This is a genomic window from Allobosea sp. 05T438 (genome assembly GCF_056396025.1).
In genome coordinates this window covers 156,351-173,015 of record NZ_JBFTKQ010000009.1, presented here as the reverse complement: position 1 = coordinate 173,015, position 16,665 = coordinate 156,351, and the positions used below count along the sequence as shown (strand labels likewise).

Here is a 16,665-nt window from a genome sequence, read left to right as displayed (position 1 = left end):
GGCGGCAGCTTTGCGCGCCTCGGCCCTTCCTTCCCGGATTAACTTTCTGTTAAGTGTTTCGGGTTTCTTTGCCGGTGATCCCGGTGCGCCCCCCGGCTGCCCATGATCCCGAACTCAGGAGGTTGCCGCATGAAGCGGGCCGCGATCGCTGCGCATGGTCTCCGTTCCGACGGGGTTTTCCGGTACGGCGGACGTGGATCCATCCCGATTCTGATGGCTCTCCTCGCGCCGGCGCTGGGCGCCTGCAGCATGTCGCCGGTCGAGACCGCCGCGGTCTCCGCGCCGGCGACGAAGGAGCCGACCGCCGCGCGCAAGCGCGCCGTCGCTCTGGCCAAGGCCGACCCGCGCGAGAAGGAATGCCTCGTCCGCGCGATGTATTTCGAATCGAACCGGTCGAGCGAAGCCGGCCTGCTCGGCGTCGGGACGGTGGTGATGAACCGGGTCGAATCGGCGCGCTACCCTGAGACGATCTGCGGCGTGGTCGGGGCGCCCCGCCAGTTCGCGTCCGGCGTCCTGACGCGCCCGATGCCGGAAAAAACCCTGCCGAAGATCGAGGCGATCGCGGAAGACATCCTCAACGGCCGCCGGAACGAGTCGGTCGGGTCTGCCAAGCACTTCCATATGGCTGGCATGCGCTTCGGCTACGCCAACATGCGCTACGTGACCGTGGCCGGCGGCAACGCCTTCTATCTCAAGGGCGAGCGCCCCGAGCGCAGGCGTATCGAGGAGCCGACGATCCAGCTCGCATCGGCGTCCACCTCCGCGCCCCTCGCGACCTCTTCCTCGACGGTCTCCACGTCCTTCGCATCGGCGCCGCTTGCCTTCGCTCCCGAGACGGCGGCACCCAAGCTCGTTACGTTCCAGACACCGGCTGTCATGCTCGTCAAGAACGCGCCGCTGCCGCCGGGCCGGCCGCTCGATCTCGATCTGCCGAAAGCCTCCGTCCGCGCCTTCGTCGTGCCTCCCAAGGCCGACAATCGCCTGGCGCTGCTGCCGGATTCCGAGATCAGGGGCAGCCTTTCCTCGCGATAGGCATCGGGACCAGCGCACCCCTGTGCGCCCCCGTTCGGACGCCCGGATTGCGTCCGCCTAACGTCGAAGAGGACATCGTCGAGGCTCTGGCGTTATCTTCGCCGCAGTGCAACATTCAGATTGCTCTGCAATACGGGGAGACGCCATGACCGCGACCAAGCTTGGCGGCCACCAGACGGGCCAACGCGACAAGCCCTGGATCTTCCGCACCTATGCGGGCCATTCCGACGCGGCTGAATCCAACCGGCTCTACCGGACCAATCTCGCCAAGGGCCAGACCGGCCTTTCCGTGGCCTTCGACCTGCCGACGCAGACGGGCTACGATCCGGACCACGTGCTGGCGCGTGGCGAGGTCGGCAAGGTCGGCGTGCCCGTGAGCCATCTCGGCGACATGCGGGCTCTGTTCGACCAGATCCCGCTGGCGCAGATGAACACCTCGATGACGATCAATGCGACGGCCGCCTGGCTGCTCTCGCTCTACATCGCCGTCGCCGACGAGCAGGGGGCCGACCGCAAGCTGCTGCAGGGCACGACCCAGAACGACCTCGTGAAAGAGTATCTCTCGCGCGGCACCTATGTCTTCCCGCCGCGCCCCTCGATGCAACTCACCACCGACATCGTCGTCTTCACGGCCAGCGAGCTGCCGAAGTGGAACCCGACGAATGTCTGCTCCTACCATCTGCAGGAGGCCGGCGCCTCGCCGGTGCAGGAGTTGTCATTCGCGCTGGCGACGGCCATCGCCCTGCTCGATTCCATCCGTGCCCGGCCCGAGGTCTCGGCGGAGGAATTCCCCGGCACCGTCGGGCGCATCTCCTTCTTCGTGAATGCGGGGATGCGCTTCGTCACCGAGCTCTGCAAGATGCGGGCTTTCGTCGAGCTCTGGGACGAGATCACGCTTGGCCGCTACGGCGTCGCCGACGAGGCGATGCGGAGGTTCCGCTATGGCGTGCAGGTCAATTCGCTGGGGCTGACCGAGCCGCAGCCGGAGAACAACGTCTACCGCATTCTGATCGAGATGCTCGCCGTGACGCTGTCGAAGAAGGCGCGCGCGCGGGCCGTGCAGCTGCCCGCCTGGAACGAGGCGCTCGGCCTGCCCCGCCCCTTCGACCAGCAATGGTCGCTGCGCATGCAGCAGGTTCTGGCCTATGAGACCGACCTGCTGGAATTCGGCGACATCTTCGATGGTTCGACCGCGATCGACGCCAAGGTCCGCGAACTCAAGGAAGCGGCGCTGGAGGAACTCGCCAAGATCGACGACATGGGCGGCGCGCTCGCCGCCGTCGAGACCGGCTACATGAAGCAGGCGCTGGTGGAGAACGGTGCGCGCCGCATCGAGGCGATCGAGCGCGGCGAGCAGGTCGTCGTCGGCGTCAACAAGTTCACCAACAGCGAACCCTCCCCGCTCTCGGCCGGCGACGGCGCCGTCGTCACCGTGCCGGATTCGGTCGAGAGCGAGGCGGTTGCCCGGCTAAAGGCCTGGCGCTCGGCGCGCGATGCCAGGGCTGCCGAGACGGCGCTGACCGAGCTGGCGGCGAGCGCACGGGAGGGCCGCAACGTCATGCCGGCCTCGATCGCCTGCGCCAAGGCCGGCGTCACGACCGGCGAATGGGCGCAGACCCTGCGCGAGATCTTCGGTGAGTACCGTGCGCCGACCGGCGTCGACACCACGAAGCTCGGCGACGCCACCGGCCTCGCCACCGCGAAGGCGGCTGTGGAGAAGGCGACCGAGCGGCTCGGCCGCCCGCCGCGCTTCCTCGTCGGCAAGCCCGGCCTCGACGGGCACTCGAACGGCGCCGAGCAGATCGCCGTGCGCGCCCGCGACGCCGGGATGAGCGTCAGCTATGGCGGCATCCGCCAGACGCCGGAGGAGATCGTCAGCGAGGCCAGGGAGCAGCAGGCCGACATCATCGGGCTCTCGATCCTCTCCGGCTCGCATCTGCCCCTGGTGCGCGACGTTACGGCGCGCCTGCGCGTTGCCGGCATGAACGTGCCGGTCGTGGTCGGCGGCATCATCCCGCCCGACGACGAGAACGCCCTGCGCAACATGGGCGTGGCACGGGTCTATACGCCGAAGGATTTCGCGCTGGACGGCATCATCGCCGATGTGGCGGGGCTGGCGGCGAAGCCGAAAAACTAGGCGGCTTCATTCTGGGGCGAAGCACAGCGCAGACCCGAGAATCTCTTGCCTAAGAACGCTTCAGAACCTCCGTCTCGCGAGATGGCGGGGTCAAGCCCGGGCATGACGCGAGGGGGTCAAACCATCCCCACGCTCTTCAACTGCTGATAGGCCTTCAGGATCTCCTGAAGCGTGCCTTCGCGCGAACGGTCGCCGCCATTGGCATCCGGGTGGAAGCGCTTCACCAGCTCCTTGTAACGCGCCTTGATCGCGGCTGAATCGGCGGTGTCGTCGAGGCCGAGCGTATCGAGCGCCTTGCGCGCGACGATGCCAACGCGCGATTCCGGTTGCGCGGCCTGCTGCTTGTTGCGGGCGCCGAAGAGGTTGAAGGCGTCGTTCATGTCGGCGCCTGCCTCGCCGTTCGCCGCACGGCCGCGCTGCGACATCCGCGCCGCCTTGGAGTTGACGCCGAGCTTCCAGGTCGGCCGGTGGCCGATCTCCTCCTGCTTCTGGTAGGCAGCGAGCGCGTCGTCGTCCATGCCGGCGAAGTAGTTGTAGGTCGCGTTGTAGGCCTTCACATGCTCCATGCAGAACAGGAAGAACTGGCCCTCGCGGCCGCGCCCCTTCGGCGCACGGAACTCGCCGCCGCGCGCGCAGCCCGGATGGTCACAGCGTGGCGCATCGCCGTCCACGGTCGCTTCGGCCTCGGAAGAGCCGATCCTGATGCTGTCGAAAAGGCGCGAGTTGATGTTCATCGTCGACGGTTTATGAGACGCAGGGTTCGGGCCGGCAAGTGCGATGCAGCGCACCGCCGAACCGACAGGACAATCATCGCAACGGTGGCACGATCATGACCGCAATCGCTGAAAGAATCACGCGAAAGCTGACCGAGGCCTTTGCGCCACAGGAATTGAAGGTGATCGACGAGTCGCACCAGCATCAGGGGCATGGCGGCTGGCGCGAGGGCGGCGAGACTCACTTCCGCGTCAATATCGTGTCAGAGGCCTTCGCCGGCAAGAGCCGGCTCGAGCGCCACCGCCTCGTCAATGCGGCGCTGGCGCAGGAGCTGGAAGACCGTGTCCACGCGCTTGCCATCGCCGCGAAGGCGCCGGGCGAGGCCTGAGCACTCATGCCTTTGCCGGCTTGGGCGGCGCGAGCGCGTAGATCGCGACCGAGACCAGCAGCAGGACGGCGAAGGCCCAGTGCAGATTGGCGAAGGTCGCGGCGGCATCGAGCCCGGCCGCGCGCTGCTCGGCGATGAACCAGCCGGAGGCCGACTGCACCGCCGCGGCGCCGGCGATGAAGAGGAAGTTCACGAAGGTCATGCCGCGCCCGATCAGATGCTCGGGGAAGAACTGCCGCGCATGCGCCATCAGGATCGCATAGGTGAAGCCTGCCGCGCCGATCAGCGAGAACAGCGCCACCGCCGTCAGATGCGAACTCTGCCCGCTCAGCGCCAGCAGGACGAAACCGAGTGCGGTCACGACCGTTCCCCAGGCGACGATCGCCTTGGCTCGGCCGGTGCGGCTTTCCAGCCAGCCATAGATGAAGGCGCCGACGATCATCGCCACCGCCATGATCGTCGCGGCATGGCCGGCCGAGACGGCGTCGAAGCCGTGGACCTGCGTCATGAAGGGAGCAATCCACAGCCCGCGCGCCGTGGCGACGATGGCGTAGCCGGTGATGGTCAGCGGCGCGAGCAGCCAGAGCGGCCTGAGCGCCAGGATACTGGCGAGTCCCTGCAACAGCCCTTCGTCCGGCGCGGCGGAGGCCGGGCGTGGCGGCGGGTCACGCACGAGCATCACGGCCAGAACGGTCGCGGCCAGGAAAGCCGCGGCCATCGCCATCATCGACGCCCGCCAGCCGAAATGCGCCGCGGCGATCGCGAGCGGCCCGGCCCCGACGATATTGCCGAGCGAGCCCAGCGCGATGAACAGCGAGGTCAGCAGCCCGAAGCGGGTAGGCGCGGCCGTGCGGGCGAAAAGGAAGAGCGACGACATGAAGATCGGCGAGCAGCCTATTCCGATCAGCGCCATTGCGATGCCAGCCGACATCGCGCCGCCCGCCTGGGCGAACAGAAAGGCTCCCGCCGAGCCGATCGCCATCGCAAACGCCACCGTCCGGCGCGGCCCGACCCGGTCGAGCGCCCAGCCGACGGGGAACTGCGCCAGCGCAAAGGCGATGAACCAGGCGGCGCCGAGCTGGCCGAAGGCAGCCGGGCCGATGCCGAGATCGCCCATCACCGGCCCGGCGATCACGCTCAGGAAGGAGCGGTAGAAGATCGAGAGGATGTAGGCCGGCAGAAGCGCGATGAAGACGGTCACGTTGGGGTATCCGCTTTGGCTGCTAAGCCGGTGACGCCCGGCTCGCCCGGAACCACACGCCATCCCCGGTTCGACCCGGTATCCATGCCGGAGCACCGCCGAAGCAGGTTCAGGCATGGATCCCGGCTCTTCGCTTCGCTACGGCCGGGATGACGCAAACTTCCGGGCAGACCGAACAAGCACCTGCCCGAGGTGACTCACTTGATCCGTTCGAGCACGGAGACGTAGTTCGCGACTGCCGCCCCGCCCATGTTGAAGATGCCGCCGAGGCGGGGATCGCTGAGCTGCATGCCTTCCGGTGCCTCGCCAGTGAGCTGCATGGCCGAGAGCACATGCATCGAGACGCCGGTCGCGCCGATCGGATGGCCCTTGGCCTTGAGACCGCCGGAGACGTTGACCGGCAGCTTGCCGTCCTTCTGCGTCCAGCCTTCCTTGATGGCGCGGGCGCCGTCGCCTTCCTTGGTCAGGCCCATCGCCTCGTATTCGATCAGCTCGGCGATGGTGAAGCAGTCATGCGTCTCGACGAAGGAGAGGTCGTCCAGCGTGACGCCGGCCTGAGCCAGTGCCTTCTGCCAGGCGAGCGCCCCGCCTTCGAACTTCAGGATGTCGCGCTTCGACATCGGCAGGAAGTCCTGGACATGGGCCATGCCGCGGAAGCCGACGGCACGGCGCAGCTGCAGCGCGGTCTCCTCATCGGCCAGCACGAGCGCGGCGGCGCCGTCCGAGACCAGCGAGCAGTCGGTGCGCTTCAGCGGCCCGGCGACATAGGGGTTCTTCTCGCTTTCCTCGCGGCAGAACGCGTAGCCGAGATCCTTGCGCATCTGCGCATAGGGGTTCTCGACGCCGTTCTTGTGGTTCTTGGCCGCGATCATCGCGAGCGCGTCGGACTGGTCGCCGTGACGCTGGAAATAACCGGCGGCGATCTTGCCGAAGACGCCGGCGAAGCCGCCCTGCGTCTCGCCCTCCTCGGGCAGATAGGAGGCTTTCAGCAGGTTCTTGCCGATCTCGGGACCGGGCGTCTTGGTCATCTGCTCGACGCCGACGACGAGGACGATCTTGGCGGCACCGGTCTTGATCGCGCGCACGCCCTGATGCACGGCGGCGGAGCCGGTGGCACAGGCGTTCTCGACACGGGTCGCGGGCTTGAAGCGAAGGGCCGGATCGGCCTGGAGCACCAGCGAGGCGGTGAAGTCCTGGGCCGAGAAGCCGGCGTTGTAGTGGCCGAGCACGATCTCATCGACCTGGTCGGCGGTGATGCCGGCATCGACCAGCGCGTCGGTCGCAACCCGCACGATCAGGCTTTCGACGGTTTCGGCATCCTGCTTGCCGAACGGCGTATGCGCCCAGCCGACGATTGCAGCGCTCATGACGGTTCTCCCTATAATGTGTAGCTACACGTTATCTTGGCAGCCTTGCGCCGTCCGGCAAGCCCGTATCCTTGCATGATCGCCGTGCGCGGATCGGCTGGCTAGCTCTGCCTCCAGCACTAGCCGCCCCCAACACTCACTGCAATGCCACCGAGAGCAGCAGCCCCACGCCGCCGACGATCATCGCCATGCCCAGCATCTCGCGCCAGCTGGTGCCTTCGGAAAAGAGGCGGCGCGAGGCAATCTGCGCCAGCGGCACCTCGATCAGCGCCAGGGTGCGGACATTGGCGGCCGTGGTCAGCGAGAAGCCGATGAACCAGAACTGCGAAGCGGCGGCTCCGAGGAAGCCGGCGGAGAGTGAGCGGCGCCAGTTCTTGAGGCTCCGGAACAGGGCCTCGCGATTGGCGGCGAGCAGGTAGACCGTGAGGATCAGCGTCTGCAGGCCGAGGCCGAGCACGAGAATGGTCGAGGCGCGGATCAGGAAGCCGCCCTCCGGCAGTGCCTGGATGCCGCCACGGAAGCCGATCGCCGACAGTGCGAAGAAGGCGCCCGAGACGATGCCGAGCACGGCCGGGCGCAGGCCGGCGCGGGTCAGCTTCTCGCCGGGCTTCCATGAGACGACGATCACACCGGCCGTCGCGATCGCGATGGCGAGGAATTTCAGCGGCGTCAGCGCATCGCCGAGCAGAGCCGCGCCGAACAGCGCCACCTGCACCGGCTCGGTCTTGGTGTAGGCGGTCGTCACTGCGAAAGAGCGCTCGCGCATCGCCGCCAGCATCAGCGCCGTCGCCGCGATCTGTGCGAGCGCGCCCCAGAGCGTATAGCCGAGGGAAGCCGTGCCGATGGCCGGCGGCAGGCGCTCGAGGCCAATGCAGGCCAGGATCAGGAAAAGTACCGCGAAAGGCAGGCCGAAGAGGAAGCGCACCTGCGTAGCACCAACGACGCCGATGATGTCGGTGAGGGAACGTTGCGCCAGATTGCGGGCAGTCTGCAGCAGCGAGGCGAGAATCGTCGCCGGAATCCAGAGAAGGCCGAAAGCCACGGTAAACTCCGGGAAAGAATGAGCGCCTAGGGTTGCTTGCAGCTTTTGAACCGACGCCCCCGTCTAGGCAAATCGCTCGGCAGAGGGTAGGTATGCATCTGCTGGCTGGCGACTGCGTCGGCCGTCTCGAAAATGCCGCATGCGTCGCGTTGAAAGCTGCGCGTCCCGCTTGGTCCAGACTGCCCGCCTCCTCTTCGTCCCGCCAGTTTCATCCAGACAGGTTCAAAGCCCGCCCGATGACCCCCTCCCGCTTTGCCGCCGCCCTCGCCCTCAGCTTCGTCGCAACGGGCCCCGCCCTCGCCGGCGCGAGTCTGGTCGTCGATGCCGCGAGCGGTGCAGTGCTCTCCAGCGAGAACGCGACGCAGGCCTGGCGGCCGGCCTCCACCACGAAGATGATGACGATCTATCTCGCGCTGAAGGCGGTGCGGGAGGGGCGCCTCGGACTGGAGACCGCGATCCCGGTTTCGAAGCTCGCCGCCAGCCAGCCGCGCGTGAAGGTCTATGCCCGGCCCGGGCAGGAGATCACGCTCGACAACGCGCTGCGCATCATGATGGTGAAGTCGGCCAACGACATCGCCTATGTCGTGGCCGAGGGCGTCGGCGGCGATGTCCCGACCTTCGTCGGCATGATGAATGCCGAGGCCCAGCGCCTCGGCATGCGGGACAGCAATTTCGTCAATCCCAATGGCTGGGACCATCCCGACCAGCAGACCAGCGCGCGTGACCTCGCCGTGCTCGCCATGGCGCTGATTCACGACTTCCCGCAGTATTCGGACTACTGGAACACCTCGGCCGTCCAGCTCGGCAAGCAGGTGATGCAGAACACCAATGGCCTGGTGGGCCGCTATGCCGGCATCGAAGGCATGAAGACCGGGTTCACCTGCGCCTCGGGCTTCAACGTCGTCGCGACGGCCAGCCGCGGCGGCAAGACCCTGATCGCCGTGGTGCTCGGCTCGGTTTCCGGCGTCGAGCGCACCGTCAAGGCCGCACAGCTCCTCGACGACGGCTTCAGCCGTTGGGGTGGAGGAGGCCTCACTGTCGCTTCCATGTCGCCCAGCGGCACGCGCGCGCCCAACATCTGCGACGATGTTCGCCATCGCGGCGGCGGCGTGGCGCTGGCCGACGATGCCGATATCTCCGGTCCGCTCACCGCGTCCGCAGCCGCCGGTGGCAATGATTCCGATGGCGGCCGGTTCGGCACCTTCGCGACCCAGTCGGCAGGCCCGGTCGCGACACGCTCGCCGCGTGGGCGTATCGTTCTCGGCCAGCGCGCGCAGGTCGCGCCGATTCAGGTCTCCTTCGGCCGCACCGCGGGCTCCGCTGCTGCTCCGCTGGCCGCCAACGCCACGGCCCAGCCGGAGTCGCGCGTCGCGCGCGGCACCGCCCCGACGATCGAGCCGGGCGCACCCGTTACCGCCGGGCTCGCCATGCCGCCGCGCCGCACGGCGTCGAGCAATGGCGCGATCCCGCGTGGCACCACGGCCTTCGCCCCGGCCGACGCCCCGATCCAGCCGTCCTCCGATGCGTTCGAGGCCGGCCCGCTGCGGCTTCAGGGCGCGGTCCAGCGCGGTGCGGCGAATGCCGCGAGCCTGCGTGCGGGCGCTGCCGCCGGCATCAAGCCCGCTCCCCGCAACGCCAAGGCGCAGGCGGCCAAGCCCCAGCCCGCAAAGACCCCGGCAGCCAAGCCCCAGTCCGGCAAGGCGCCCGCCAGCACGAGCGCATTGCCCAAGCCGCGGCCATCGCAGGCCGCCGCGAAGCCGCAGGCCGACAAGCCCGCGGCGAAGGCGAAGGCCAAGCCGGCCAGCGACGCCTGAGGCCTGATTGGACGCGGGGCCGGCCAGCGCACGCCAGGGTTTGCTGCTGGCTTTTGCCTCGGCAGCCGCCTTCGGTACCAATATCGTCAGCGCGCAGATCGCCGGGCAGGCCGGCCTCAGCGGCCCGTTGCTCGTCTTCTACCGCGTCCTGCTGATGCTGATCCTGGTCGGCGGTGCGGCGCTGGCCTGGCGCAGTTCCCTCAGTCTCACCCGCGACGAACGGCAGCCCGTCCTGCTCTTCGGTCTCGCGACCGCGCTGGTCGGCACCGCCTATCTCTCCTCGGTCAGCTTCGTGCCCGTCTCGGTCGCGGCCGTGGTGTTCTACACCTTTCCGATCCTGATCGTGCTGACCGAGCCGCTGTTCACGCCAGCGCCCTTCCGGGTCGACCGGTTCGCTGTCGCGCTCCTGGCCTTCCTCGGCGTCGCGCTGGTCGTGGGCCCCGATCTGCAGGGGCTCGATCCGCGCGGGCTGGCCCTCGCCTTCATCGCCAGCCTCAGCGCCACCGCGCAGTTCTTCGCCGCCGCACGCTGCGCCCAGGTCGCGACGCTGCCGAAGCTGTTCTGGTCGCATATCGTCATCCTGCCGGTGACGCTGGCGATCCTGCTGATCACCGGCGGCTTGCTGCCGCCGCAGACCTTCCTGCTCGCGCCGATCGCCGTCGCCGTCACCTATGGCGGCTACATCATCGGCTTCCTCTTCCAGATCCTGGCGCTCGCCCGCATTGCGCCCGGGCCGGCCGGCCTTGCCTTCTGCGCCGAACCGGTCTTCGCCGTGGCCATCGCCGCCATCGTGCTCGCCGAGCGGCTCGGTCCGCTGCAATATGCCGGCGGCGCCCTTGTCATCATCGCGCTGGTCATTAATGTAATAGTAGAACATTCGAGGCGGGCCGTGGTGCCTGCCTAGAAGCTGGAGCGCCCTGCGTCCCGAAACGCATCGTGGCGATCCAGCCCTTTGACGAAGCATCGGATTTTCCCGGAGGGTGGGTTCCATCTTTCGGTCCGATGCCCTGAGACCGGACGACTGATCATGACCGGCGCCAACGCCCGCCCCGCTCCCATTCCGCTGTCGCTGCTCACCGGCTTCCTCGGCGCCGGCAAGACGACGCTGCTCAACCGGCTGCTGAAGGACCCGGCGCTCGCGGACACCGTTGTGCTCGTCAACGAGTTCGGCGAGGTCGGGCTCGACCACCTGATGGTGGAAGGCGTCGAGGAGAACATGATCCTCCTCGAATCCGGCTGCCTGTGCTGCACCATCCGGGACGACCTCATCGTGACGCTCGAGGATCTGCTGCGCCGGCGCGACAATGGCCGGATCGGCGCCTTTTCGCGCCTGGTCATCGAGACGACCGGCCTCGCGGACCCGGCGCCCATCCTCAACGTGCTGATCAACCACCCGTATCTCGCCATGCGCTTCCAGCTCGACGGCGTCGTCACACTCGTCGACGCCGTCAACGGCATGGCGACGCTCGATGCCCATGAGGAGGCGCGCCGGCAGGTCGTCGCCGCCGACAGGCTTATCCTGACCAAGACCGACCTCGCAGGCTCGGCCAATGCGCTGCGAGCACGCCTCGCCGCTCTGAATCCGGGTGTCGAGATCCTCCTTCCGGATGCGGCGGCAAGCGCGCTGATCGGTGCGGGCCTCTACGATCTGGCGCGGCGCCCGGCGGCGCTACGCCGCTGGCTGGCGGAAACCGAAGTTCCGGATCACCGCCACGGCCATCATCACGACCATGGCCATCACCACCATGGTCATGGGCACGGGCATCACCATCACGGAGAGGACCCGCATGACGTCAATCGTCACGACGAGGCGATCCGTGCATTCGCGCTGACGGCCGACCGACCTGTCGCCCGAAGCACCTTCGATCTGTTCTGGACCCTGCTGCGCTCGATCCATGGGCCGCGCCTGCTACGGCTGAAAGGTCTGGTCGACGTGGCCGAGCAGCCGGGGCGTCCGCTGCTCGTGCACGCCGTGCAGCAGATCCTGCATCCGCCCGTCACGCTCGACTCCTGGCCTGATGCCGACCGGCACTCTCGCCTCGTCCTGATCGTCAAGGACATCGAGGAGGAGACCGTTCAGCGCCTGTGGTCGGCCTTCCTCGGTCAACAGGCGGAGCGCGCCGGAACTGCGCGCTCCTAGATCGTATTTTCTTCACGCGGACCGGTATCCACCTCGCTCGAGAATGTTCTGACACGTCCGCTGCGGCCCGCTTCTTGAACCCGCCCTCCTGCATGGCGAGGCACAAGCCTGTGTCTCGCCGTTCCGGTACAGCCTTGCACCGGAACGATACATCGGGAGCGGGACCGGATGAGCGAGTTCATAGCCCTGGCTGGCATGGGCGGCACGGCGTCGATGGTGCCCGCCGGCCGGCGATCGCACCCCGGCACTGCCGTCCACTGCGAAATCCGCCCGCTCGCCTCCTGTGACGGGATCGCCGCGGAATGGGCAGATCTCGCGGCGCGCGCGATCGAGCCCAACCCCTTTCTCGATCCCGGATTCGCGCTCACGGCCGCCCAGCATCTCGTCTCGTTCCGCGACGTCGCGCTCATGCTGCTCTGGCAGGGCGAGGCCGGACGGCAACCGCGCCGGCTGATCGGCCTCGTGCCGTTCCGCCGACGCCAGCGCTTGTTCGCAGCCGAGGCTCTCGACGAATTCGCCGATCCCCGCCTGTTCAACGGCACGCCCCTGATCGACAGCACCTTCATGGCGCCGGCCCTGTCGGCGCTGCTCCGCGCCTGGCGCCGGGAAGCGGGGCCGACCGCCGGCCTGACCTTCCCGGCCGTCGATCCGGCCGGACCGTTCGCGGCGGCACTCATACGCATCGCCCGCCGGCACGGCTTCGTGGCGGACTGGCAAGGTCTCGGCATGCCTGGTCCGCAGCTGGCGGACATGGCCGTCGTCGCGGAAGCACGGACGGCTTTGGAGGCGCAGGGAACGCTGCGCCTGGAGGAACCGTCGACCCTCGCCGACCGGCGCGACGCCGTCGAGATGCTCCTTGCGCTCGAAGCCTCGGGCCGGCGCGGGCAGACAGGCCGCGCAACCCTTCAGGACATCCGTGAGGCCGCCTTCCTGCGCAGCATGACCCGCAGCCTCAGCCGGCAGAAACTATGCCGGATCGCGCTGCTGATGCTGGACGAAAGACCGATCGCGGCAGCACTGACGCTCGGCCGCGCTCCGACGAACTGGCTCTATCTGGCGGCTGGCGACGACAGCCTGGCTCCGGCCGAGCCGCTGGCGCTGCTCCTGGCGATGATGAACAAGGCGGCTCCCGCACGACAGATCAGGCTGGCCGGCGGCTTGCCGATCTTCGGAGCCGAGAGCGACGGCTTCGGCACGCTTCGTCTCAGCCATCGCCGGGCCGGCACTCCGGCCGATCTGGCAGCCCGCATCCAGCGCCGGATCGGCCAGTCGCTGTTCAGAACCCGTTCCGATCAGCCTGCGCCGCAAGCTGATCGGTAAAGCGGCCCGCGGTTTGAAGTGAGAGACAGATTCGCCGATCAGGTTGCCTCAACCTGATCGGATCCGGCTCTAAGCCTCGGCCCGCAGCACACGGCGGATGATCTTGCCCGTCGTGGTCAGGGGCAATTCGCCGCGAAACGCGATCTCGCGCGGATATTCATGTGCCGAGAGCCGTGAGCGCACGAAGTTCTGAAGCTCGGAGACCAGCGACGGCGAGCCGTCCCGACCCGGTTTCAGCACGATGAAGGCCTTGACGATCTCGGTGCGCAGCACGTCGGGCTTGCCGACCACCGCAGCGAGCGAAACCGCAGGATGCTTCAGCAGGCAATCCTCAATCTCGCCCGGCCCGATACGATAGCCGGAAGAGGTGATGACATCGTCGTCGCGGCCGATGAACCGGACATAGCCATCGGCATCCTGCACGCCCTCGTCGCCGGTGATCATCCAGTCGCCGACGAACTTAGCCGCCGTCGCCTCCGGGTTGCGCCAATATTCGAGGAACATCACCGGGTCGGGGCGGCGCACGGCGATCTGCCCCTCCTCTCCCGGCGCGCAGACCGAGCCGTCCGGCCGGATGATCGCGACGTCATGACCGGGAACCGCCTTGCCGATCGAGCCGGGCCGGCTCACGCCGATGGCGGCGCTGGAGGCGAGCACGAGATTGCATTCGGTCTGGCCATAGGCCTCGTTGATCGTAAGACCCAGCGCCTCGCGCCCCCAGGCCAGGGTCTCAGAGCCGAGCGCCTCGCCGGCCGCCGCGACCGTGCGCAGATTCAGCTGGTAACGCCCACGCGGACTGCCGGCGCCGCGCAGCATCCTCAGCGCCGTCGGCGGCACGAAGGCGTTGCGGATGCCGAGGTCCTGGATCAGGCGATAGGCCTCGTCCGGCTCGAAGCGCGTCACCGGCCGGGCGACCACCGCCACGCCGAAATGCAGCGCCGGCAGCAGCATGTTGAGCAACCCGCCTGCCCAGGCCCAGTCGGCCGGCGTCCAGGCGAGGTCGCCGGGCTGCGGCATGAATTCGTGCGGCATCTGCACGCCCGGCAGATGGCCGGGCAGGACGCGGTGGCCATGCAGCGCGCCCTTCGGATTGCCCGTCGTGCCGGAGGTATAGATCATCAGCGCCGGATCGTCCGGAGTGGTCTCGACCGGCGTGAAATCGGGACTACCCTCGGCGAGGAGATCGTTCCAACCCTCCGCGCCGCGATCCGGCCCGTCGGTCGAAACCCGCAAAGCGAGTTCAGGCAGAGGCTGCGCGATCTGGCTGAGCTTGGCGAGGCCGGCTTCGTTGGTCATCACGACCTTCGCGCCGGAATCCTCCAGCCGGTAGGCCAGCGCATCGACACCGAACAGCGCGGCCAGCGGCACGGCGATGGCGCCGAGCTTGTAGGCGGCGAGATGGGCGGTCAGCACCTCCCGCCCCTGCGGCAGCAGGATCGCGACCCGGTCGCCACGGCCGACGCCGCGGGCGCGCAGGGCATTGGCGAGACGGTTGGAATGCTCGCGGAACCAGCCGAAGCTGACCGGCGTCACGCGCCAGTCCTGCGAAACCTCGATGATGGCGGACCGCTCCGGCGCGCTCGCCGCCCAGCGGTCGCAGACGTCGACGGCGATGTTGTAGCGATCCGGAATGCGCCAGCGGAAAGCGTCACGCGATGCGGCGTAGTCGGTCAGGTCTGACAAAATCAAGAGATAGAGGTCCGGTGGGAGGCGCGGCACGATAGGCAGGCGCTCAGCCCCTGTCACCTCCCCTCGGCGCGGCCTTTCCGTGCGTCATGATGCGCTCAGAACATGCGTTCGCCGGCCGGCGGCAGGAATGCCTCCGAAAATGCATCGCCCGCGCGCGCCTTGTCCCGGAAGCTTCCCGCCAGGGTGAGCTGATCCAGCGCCCGCGACCAGCGCTCGCCATCGATCCCGCCCAGGCCGTGCGCCCGCACATAGGGCGTCAACACGTTCCGCTCGTTGACCATGCCGAGCTTCTCGCGCTCGATCTCGAGCTGAGCGTCCTCGTTGCGGCGAACCACCAGCTGCGCGCTGGCGCCGGGGTTCGTGACGGTATCGCGGACCCCGTGCATGACCGCGCGCACAAGACCGCGCACCGCATCCGGCTTGCTGGCGGCGAACTTGGCGGCCACGATGACCGCGCTGCCGTAGAGCACGAGGCCGTGGTCGGCCATGTCCATCAGCACGATATCTTCGGCCGGCACGCCGCGCCCCTTGAGGGAAACATAGGTCGACGCGCCGAAGCCAAAGGCGGCATCGAGTTCCCCGGAGGCCAGCATCGGCTCCCGCACCGGAAGACCCACGATCTCCAGCTTGATCTTGCTGTCGTCGATCTTGTTCAGGCTCTTGAAGATCGGCCACTGCGCAAAGCTGGCATCGGTGCTCGCCGTGCCCAGCTTGCGGCCCTCCAGGCTCACCGGCTCAGCCGTGATGCCCCGGCTCTTGCGGCCGACGAGTGCGAAGCCCGGCCGATCGTGCATGATCATCACCGCCGTCAGATCGGCACTCGGATTCTCGTCGCGGAAGCGGATCAGCGCGTTGACGTCGCCGAAGCCAGCATCCTGCGCGCCGGTCGCCAGTCGCTGCAGCATGGGACGCGAGCCGCTGCCCGGCTCGATGGTGACATCGAGCCCCTCGGCGCCGAAATAGCCCTTGTCCTGCGCGACCAGGAAGGGTGCCGACAGCCCATCGAAACGCCGGTCCAGAGCGAAGCGTATCGGGGTATTGCCCTGCGCCCGGGCAGCGCCGCCGCCAGCGATACAGGCCGCCACAGCGCCCACCGCCAGCTGCCCGAACCCGCGCCGACACAGGACTGGGGAACGAGGGGGCGGAACGATGGGCATGGCAGGCCTCCGGGCGCCTTGCTGACCGCGATACGGCATCTCCGTATCGTCCACGCTTCTTGACATCATAAGATGTTGAAATGGCGTCAACGCGGCACAAGTTTCGTCACAACGGCAGCGCGCCGTCGGTCTTGACCTCCTCCATCACCGCATAAGTCCGCGTCTCGCGCACCGCCGGCAGCGCCAGCAGCACCTCGCCGAGGAAGCGGCGATAGGCGTTCATGTCGGCGACGCGCGTCTTGACCAGATAGTCGAAGCCGCCCGCGACCATGTGGCATTCGAGAACCTCCGGCGCCCGCTTCACCGCTGCGGCGAAGCGTTCGAAGGCGTCGGGCGTCGTCTTGTCGAGATAGACCTCGACGAAGACGAGCAGGTGCAGGCCGAGCTTCATCGGATCGAGCGTGGCGCGATAGCCGGTGATGTAGCCGTCGCGCGTCAGCCGCTTCAGGCGCTCGCCCGTGGCGGTGGGAGAAAGCCCGACCTTCTCCGCAAGCTCGACGCCGGCGATGCGACCATCGCCCTGCAGCAAAGCGAGGATACGGCGGTCCGTCCTGTCGAGCATGATAAATCTCTATTAAGTCGCCCTTTGACTGAGATTGATACTGGAACGGGAGAGGAAATGCCAATTGATATGCGGTCTATGATCCATCATCCTTCAGATAAT

General features: G+C 67.8%; 14 protein-coding genes. 7 read left to right on the top strand and 7 right to left on the bottom strand.

All coding sequences use genetic code 11. The features are described 5' to 3' along the window. The first annotated feature begins 213 nt into the window (after positions 1-213). Both AC1DIN_RS18870 and AC1DIN_RS18865 read left to right on the top strand, forming a co-directional pair. Complete coding sequence (locus tag AC1DIN_RS18870) at positions 214-1,032, top strand: cell wall hydrolase (RefSeq protein ID WP_476810899.1); 819 nt, start codon at positions 214-216, stop codon at positions 1,030-1,032. Positions 1,033-1,177: 145 nt separating this feature from the next. Next, positions 1,178-3,169: a methylmalonyl-CoA mutase family protein gene (locus AC1DIN_RS18865; RefSeq protein WP_476810898.1), complete on the top strand. Its 1,992-nt coding sequence runs from the start codon at positions 1,178-1,180 to the stop codon at positions 3,167-3,169. Positions 3,170-3,285: 116 nt separating this feature from the next. Here AC1DIN_RS18865 and AC1DIN_RS18860 read toward each other — a convergent pair whose 3' ends face one another. Next, positions 3,286-3,903, bottom strand: a complete 618-nt coding sequence (locus AC1DIN_RS18860) for a J domain-containing protein (protein ID WP_441472366.1) — start codon at positions 3,901-3,903, stop codon at positions 3,286-3,288. Positions 3,904-3,998: 95 nt separating this feature from the next. On the opposite strand from AC1DIN_RS18860, the gene AC1DIN_RS18855 reads away from it, so the two are divergent. Then, positions 3,999-4,271: a BolA family protein gene (locus tag AC1DIN_RS18855; RefSeq protein WP_476766940.1), complete on the top strand. Its 273-nt coding sequence runs from the start codon at positions 3,999-4,001 to the stop codon at positions 4,269-4,271. Between the two features lie 4 nt (positions 4,272-4,275). Here the strand turns inward: AC1DIN_RS18855 and AC1DIN_RS18850 are convergent, their stop codons facing one another. The 3 genes from AC1DIN_RS18850 to AC1DIN_RS18840 form a co-directional block, all read right to left on the bottom strand. Next, a complete protein-coding gene (locus tag AC1DIN_RS18850) occupies positions 4,276-5,472 on the bottom strand; it encodes an MFS transporter (protein ID WP_476810897.1) in 1,197 nt (398 codons plus the stop codon). Positions 5,473-5,669: 197 nt separating this feature from the next. Continuing rightward, positions 5,670-6,839: an acetyl-CoA acetyltransferase gene (locus AC1DIN_RS18845; protein WP_441472364.1), complete on the bottom strand. Its 1,170-nt coding sequence runs from the start codon at positions 6,837-6,839 to the stop codon at positions 5,670-5,672. Between the two features lie 136 nt (positions 6,840-6,975). Then, the gene (locus tag AC1DIN_RS18840) at positions 6,976-7,881 is read right to left on the bottom strand and encodes an EamA family transporter (protein ID WP_476810896.1); all 906 of its coding nucleotides are present in this window, start codon (positions 7,879-7,881) and stop codon (positions 6,976-6,978) included. Between the two features lie 236 nt (positions 7,882-8,117). Here AC1DIN_RS18840 and AC1DIN_RS18835 point away from each other — a divergent pair, with 236 nt between their 5' ends. The 4 genes from AC1DIN_RS18835 to AC1DIN_RS18820 all read left to right on the top strand — a co-directional run bounded on the left by AC1DIN_RS18835 (position 8,118) and on the right by AC1DIN_RS18820 (position 13,155). Further along, positions 8,118-9,695: a D-alanyl-D-alanine carboxypeptidase family protein gene (locus AC1DIN_RS18835; RefSeq protein ID WP_476810895.1), complete on the top strand. Its 1,578-nt coding sequence runs from the start codon at positions 8,118-8,120 to the stop codon at positions 9,693-9,695. A gap of 7 nt (positions 9,696-9,702) precedes the next feature. Continuing rightward, positions 9,703-10,599 carry a DMT family transporter gene (locus AC1DIN_RS18830; protein ID WP_476810894.1) on the top strand — a complete coding sequence of 299 codons (897 nt, stop codon included), beginning with the start codon at positions 9,703-9,705 and terminating at the stop codon, positions 10,597-10,599. A 117-nt stretch (positions 10,600-10,716) separates the two neighbouring features. Beyond that, positions 10,717-11,835 carry a CobW family GTP-binding protein gene (locus AC1DIN_RS18825; RefSeq protein ID WP_476810926.1) on the top strand — a complete coding sequence of 373 codons (1,119 nt, stop codon included), beginning with the start codon at positions 10,717-10,719 and terminating at the stop codon, positions 11,833-11,835. 168 nt (positions 11,836-12,003) lie between these two features. Next, the gene (locus AC1DIN_RS18820) at positions 12,004-13,155 is read left to right on the top strand and encodes a GNAT family N-acetyltransferase (protein WP_476810893.1); all 1,152 of its coding nucleotides are present in this window, start codon (positions 12,004-12,006) and stop codon (positions 13,153-13,155) included. A 69-nt stretch (positions 13,156-13,224) separates the two neighbouring features. Here the strand turns inward: AC1DIN_RS18820 and AC1DIN_RS18815 are convergent, their stop codons facing one another. The 3 genes from AC1DIN_RS18815 to AC1DIN_RS18805 all read right to left on the bottom strand — a co-directional run bounded on the left by AC1DIN_RS18815 (position 13,225) and on the right by AC1DIN_RS18805 (position 16,566). Further along, positions 13,225-14,841, bottom strand: a complete 1,617-nt coding sequence (locus tag AC1DIN_RS18815; RefSeq protein WP_476810925.1) for an acyl-CoA synthetase — start codon at positions 14,839-14,841, stop codon at positions 13,225-13,227. A 98-nt stretch (positions 14,842-14,939) separates the two neighbouring features. Continuing rightward, the gene (locus AC1DIN_RS18810) at positions 14,940-16,055 is read right to left on the bottom strand and encodes an ABC transporter substrate-binding protein (protein ID WP_476810892.1); all 1,116 of its coding nucleotides are present in this window, start codon (positions 16,053-16,055) and stop codon (positions 14,940-14,942) included. A 52-nt stretch (positions 16,056-16,107) separates the two neighbouring features. Then, complete coding sequence (locus tag AC1DIN_RS18805; protein WP_441472414.1) at positions 16,108-16,566, bottom strand: Lrp/AsnC ligand binding domain-containing protein; 459 nt, start codon at positions 16,564-16,566, stop codon at positions 16,108-16,110. Positions 16,567-16,665: the final 99 nt, after the last annotated feature.

Coding starts and splice junctions, on each gene's coding strand:
- AC1DIN_RS18870 (WP_476810899.1), top strand. CDS start 214: ATGGCTCTCCTCGCGCCGGCGCTGGGCGCCTGCAGCATGTCGCCGGTC.
- AC1DIN_RS18865 (WP_476810898.1), top strand. CDS start 1,178: ATGACCGCGACCAAGCTTGGCGGCCACCAGACGGGCCAACGCGACAAG.
- AC1DIN_RS18860 (WP_441472366.1), bottom strand. CDS start 3,903: ATGAACATCAACTCGCGCCTTTTCGACAGCATCAGGATCGGCTCTTCC.
- AC1DIN_RS18855 (WP_476766940.1), top strand. CDS start 3,999: ATGACCGCAATCGCTGAAAGAATCACGCGAAAGCTGACCGAGGCCTTT.
- AC1DIN_RS18845 (WP_441472364.1), bottom strand. CDS start 6,839: ATGAGCGCTGCAATCGTCGGCTGGGCGCATACGCCGTTCGGCAAGCAG.
- AC1DIN_RS18835 (WP_476810895.1), top strand. CDS start 8,118: ATGACCCCCTCCCGCTTTGCCGCCGCCCTCGCCCTCAGCTTCGTCGCA.
- AC1DIN_RS18820 (WP_476810893.1), top strand. CDS start 12,004: ATGAGCGAGTTCATAGCCCTGGCTGGCATGGGCGGCACGGCGTCGATG.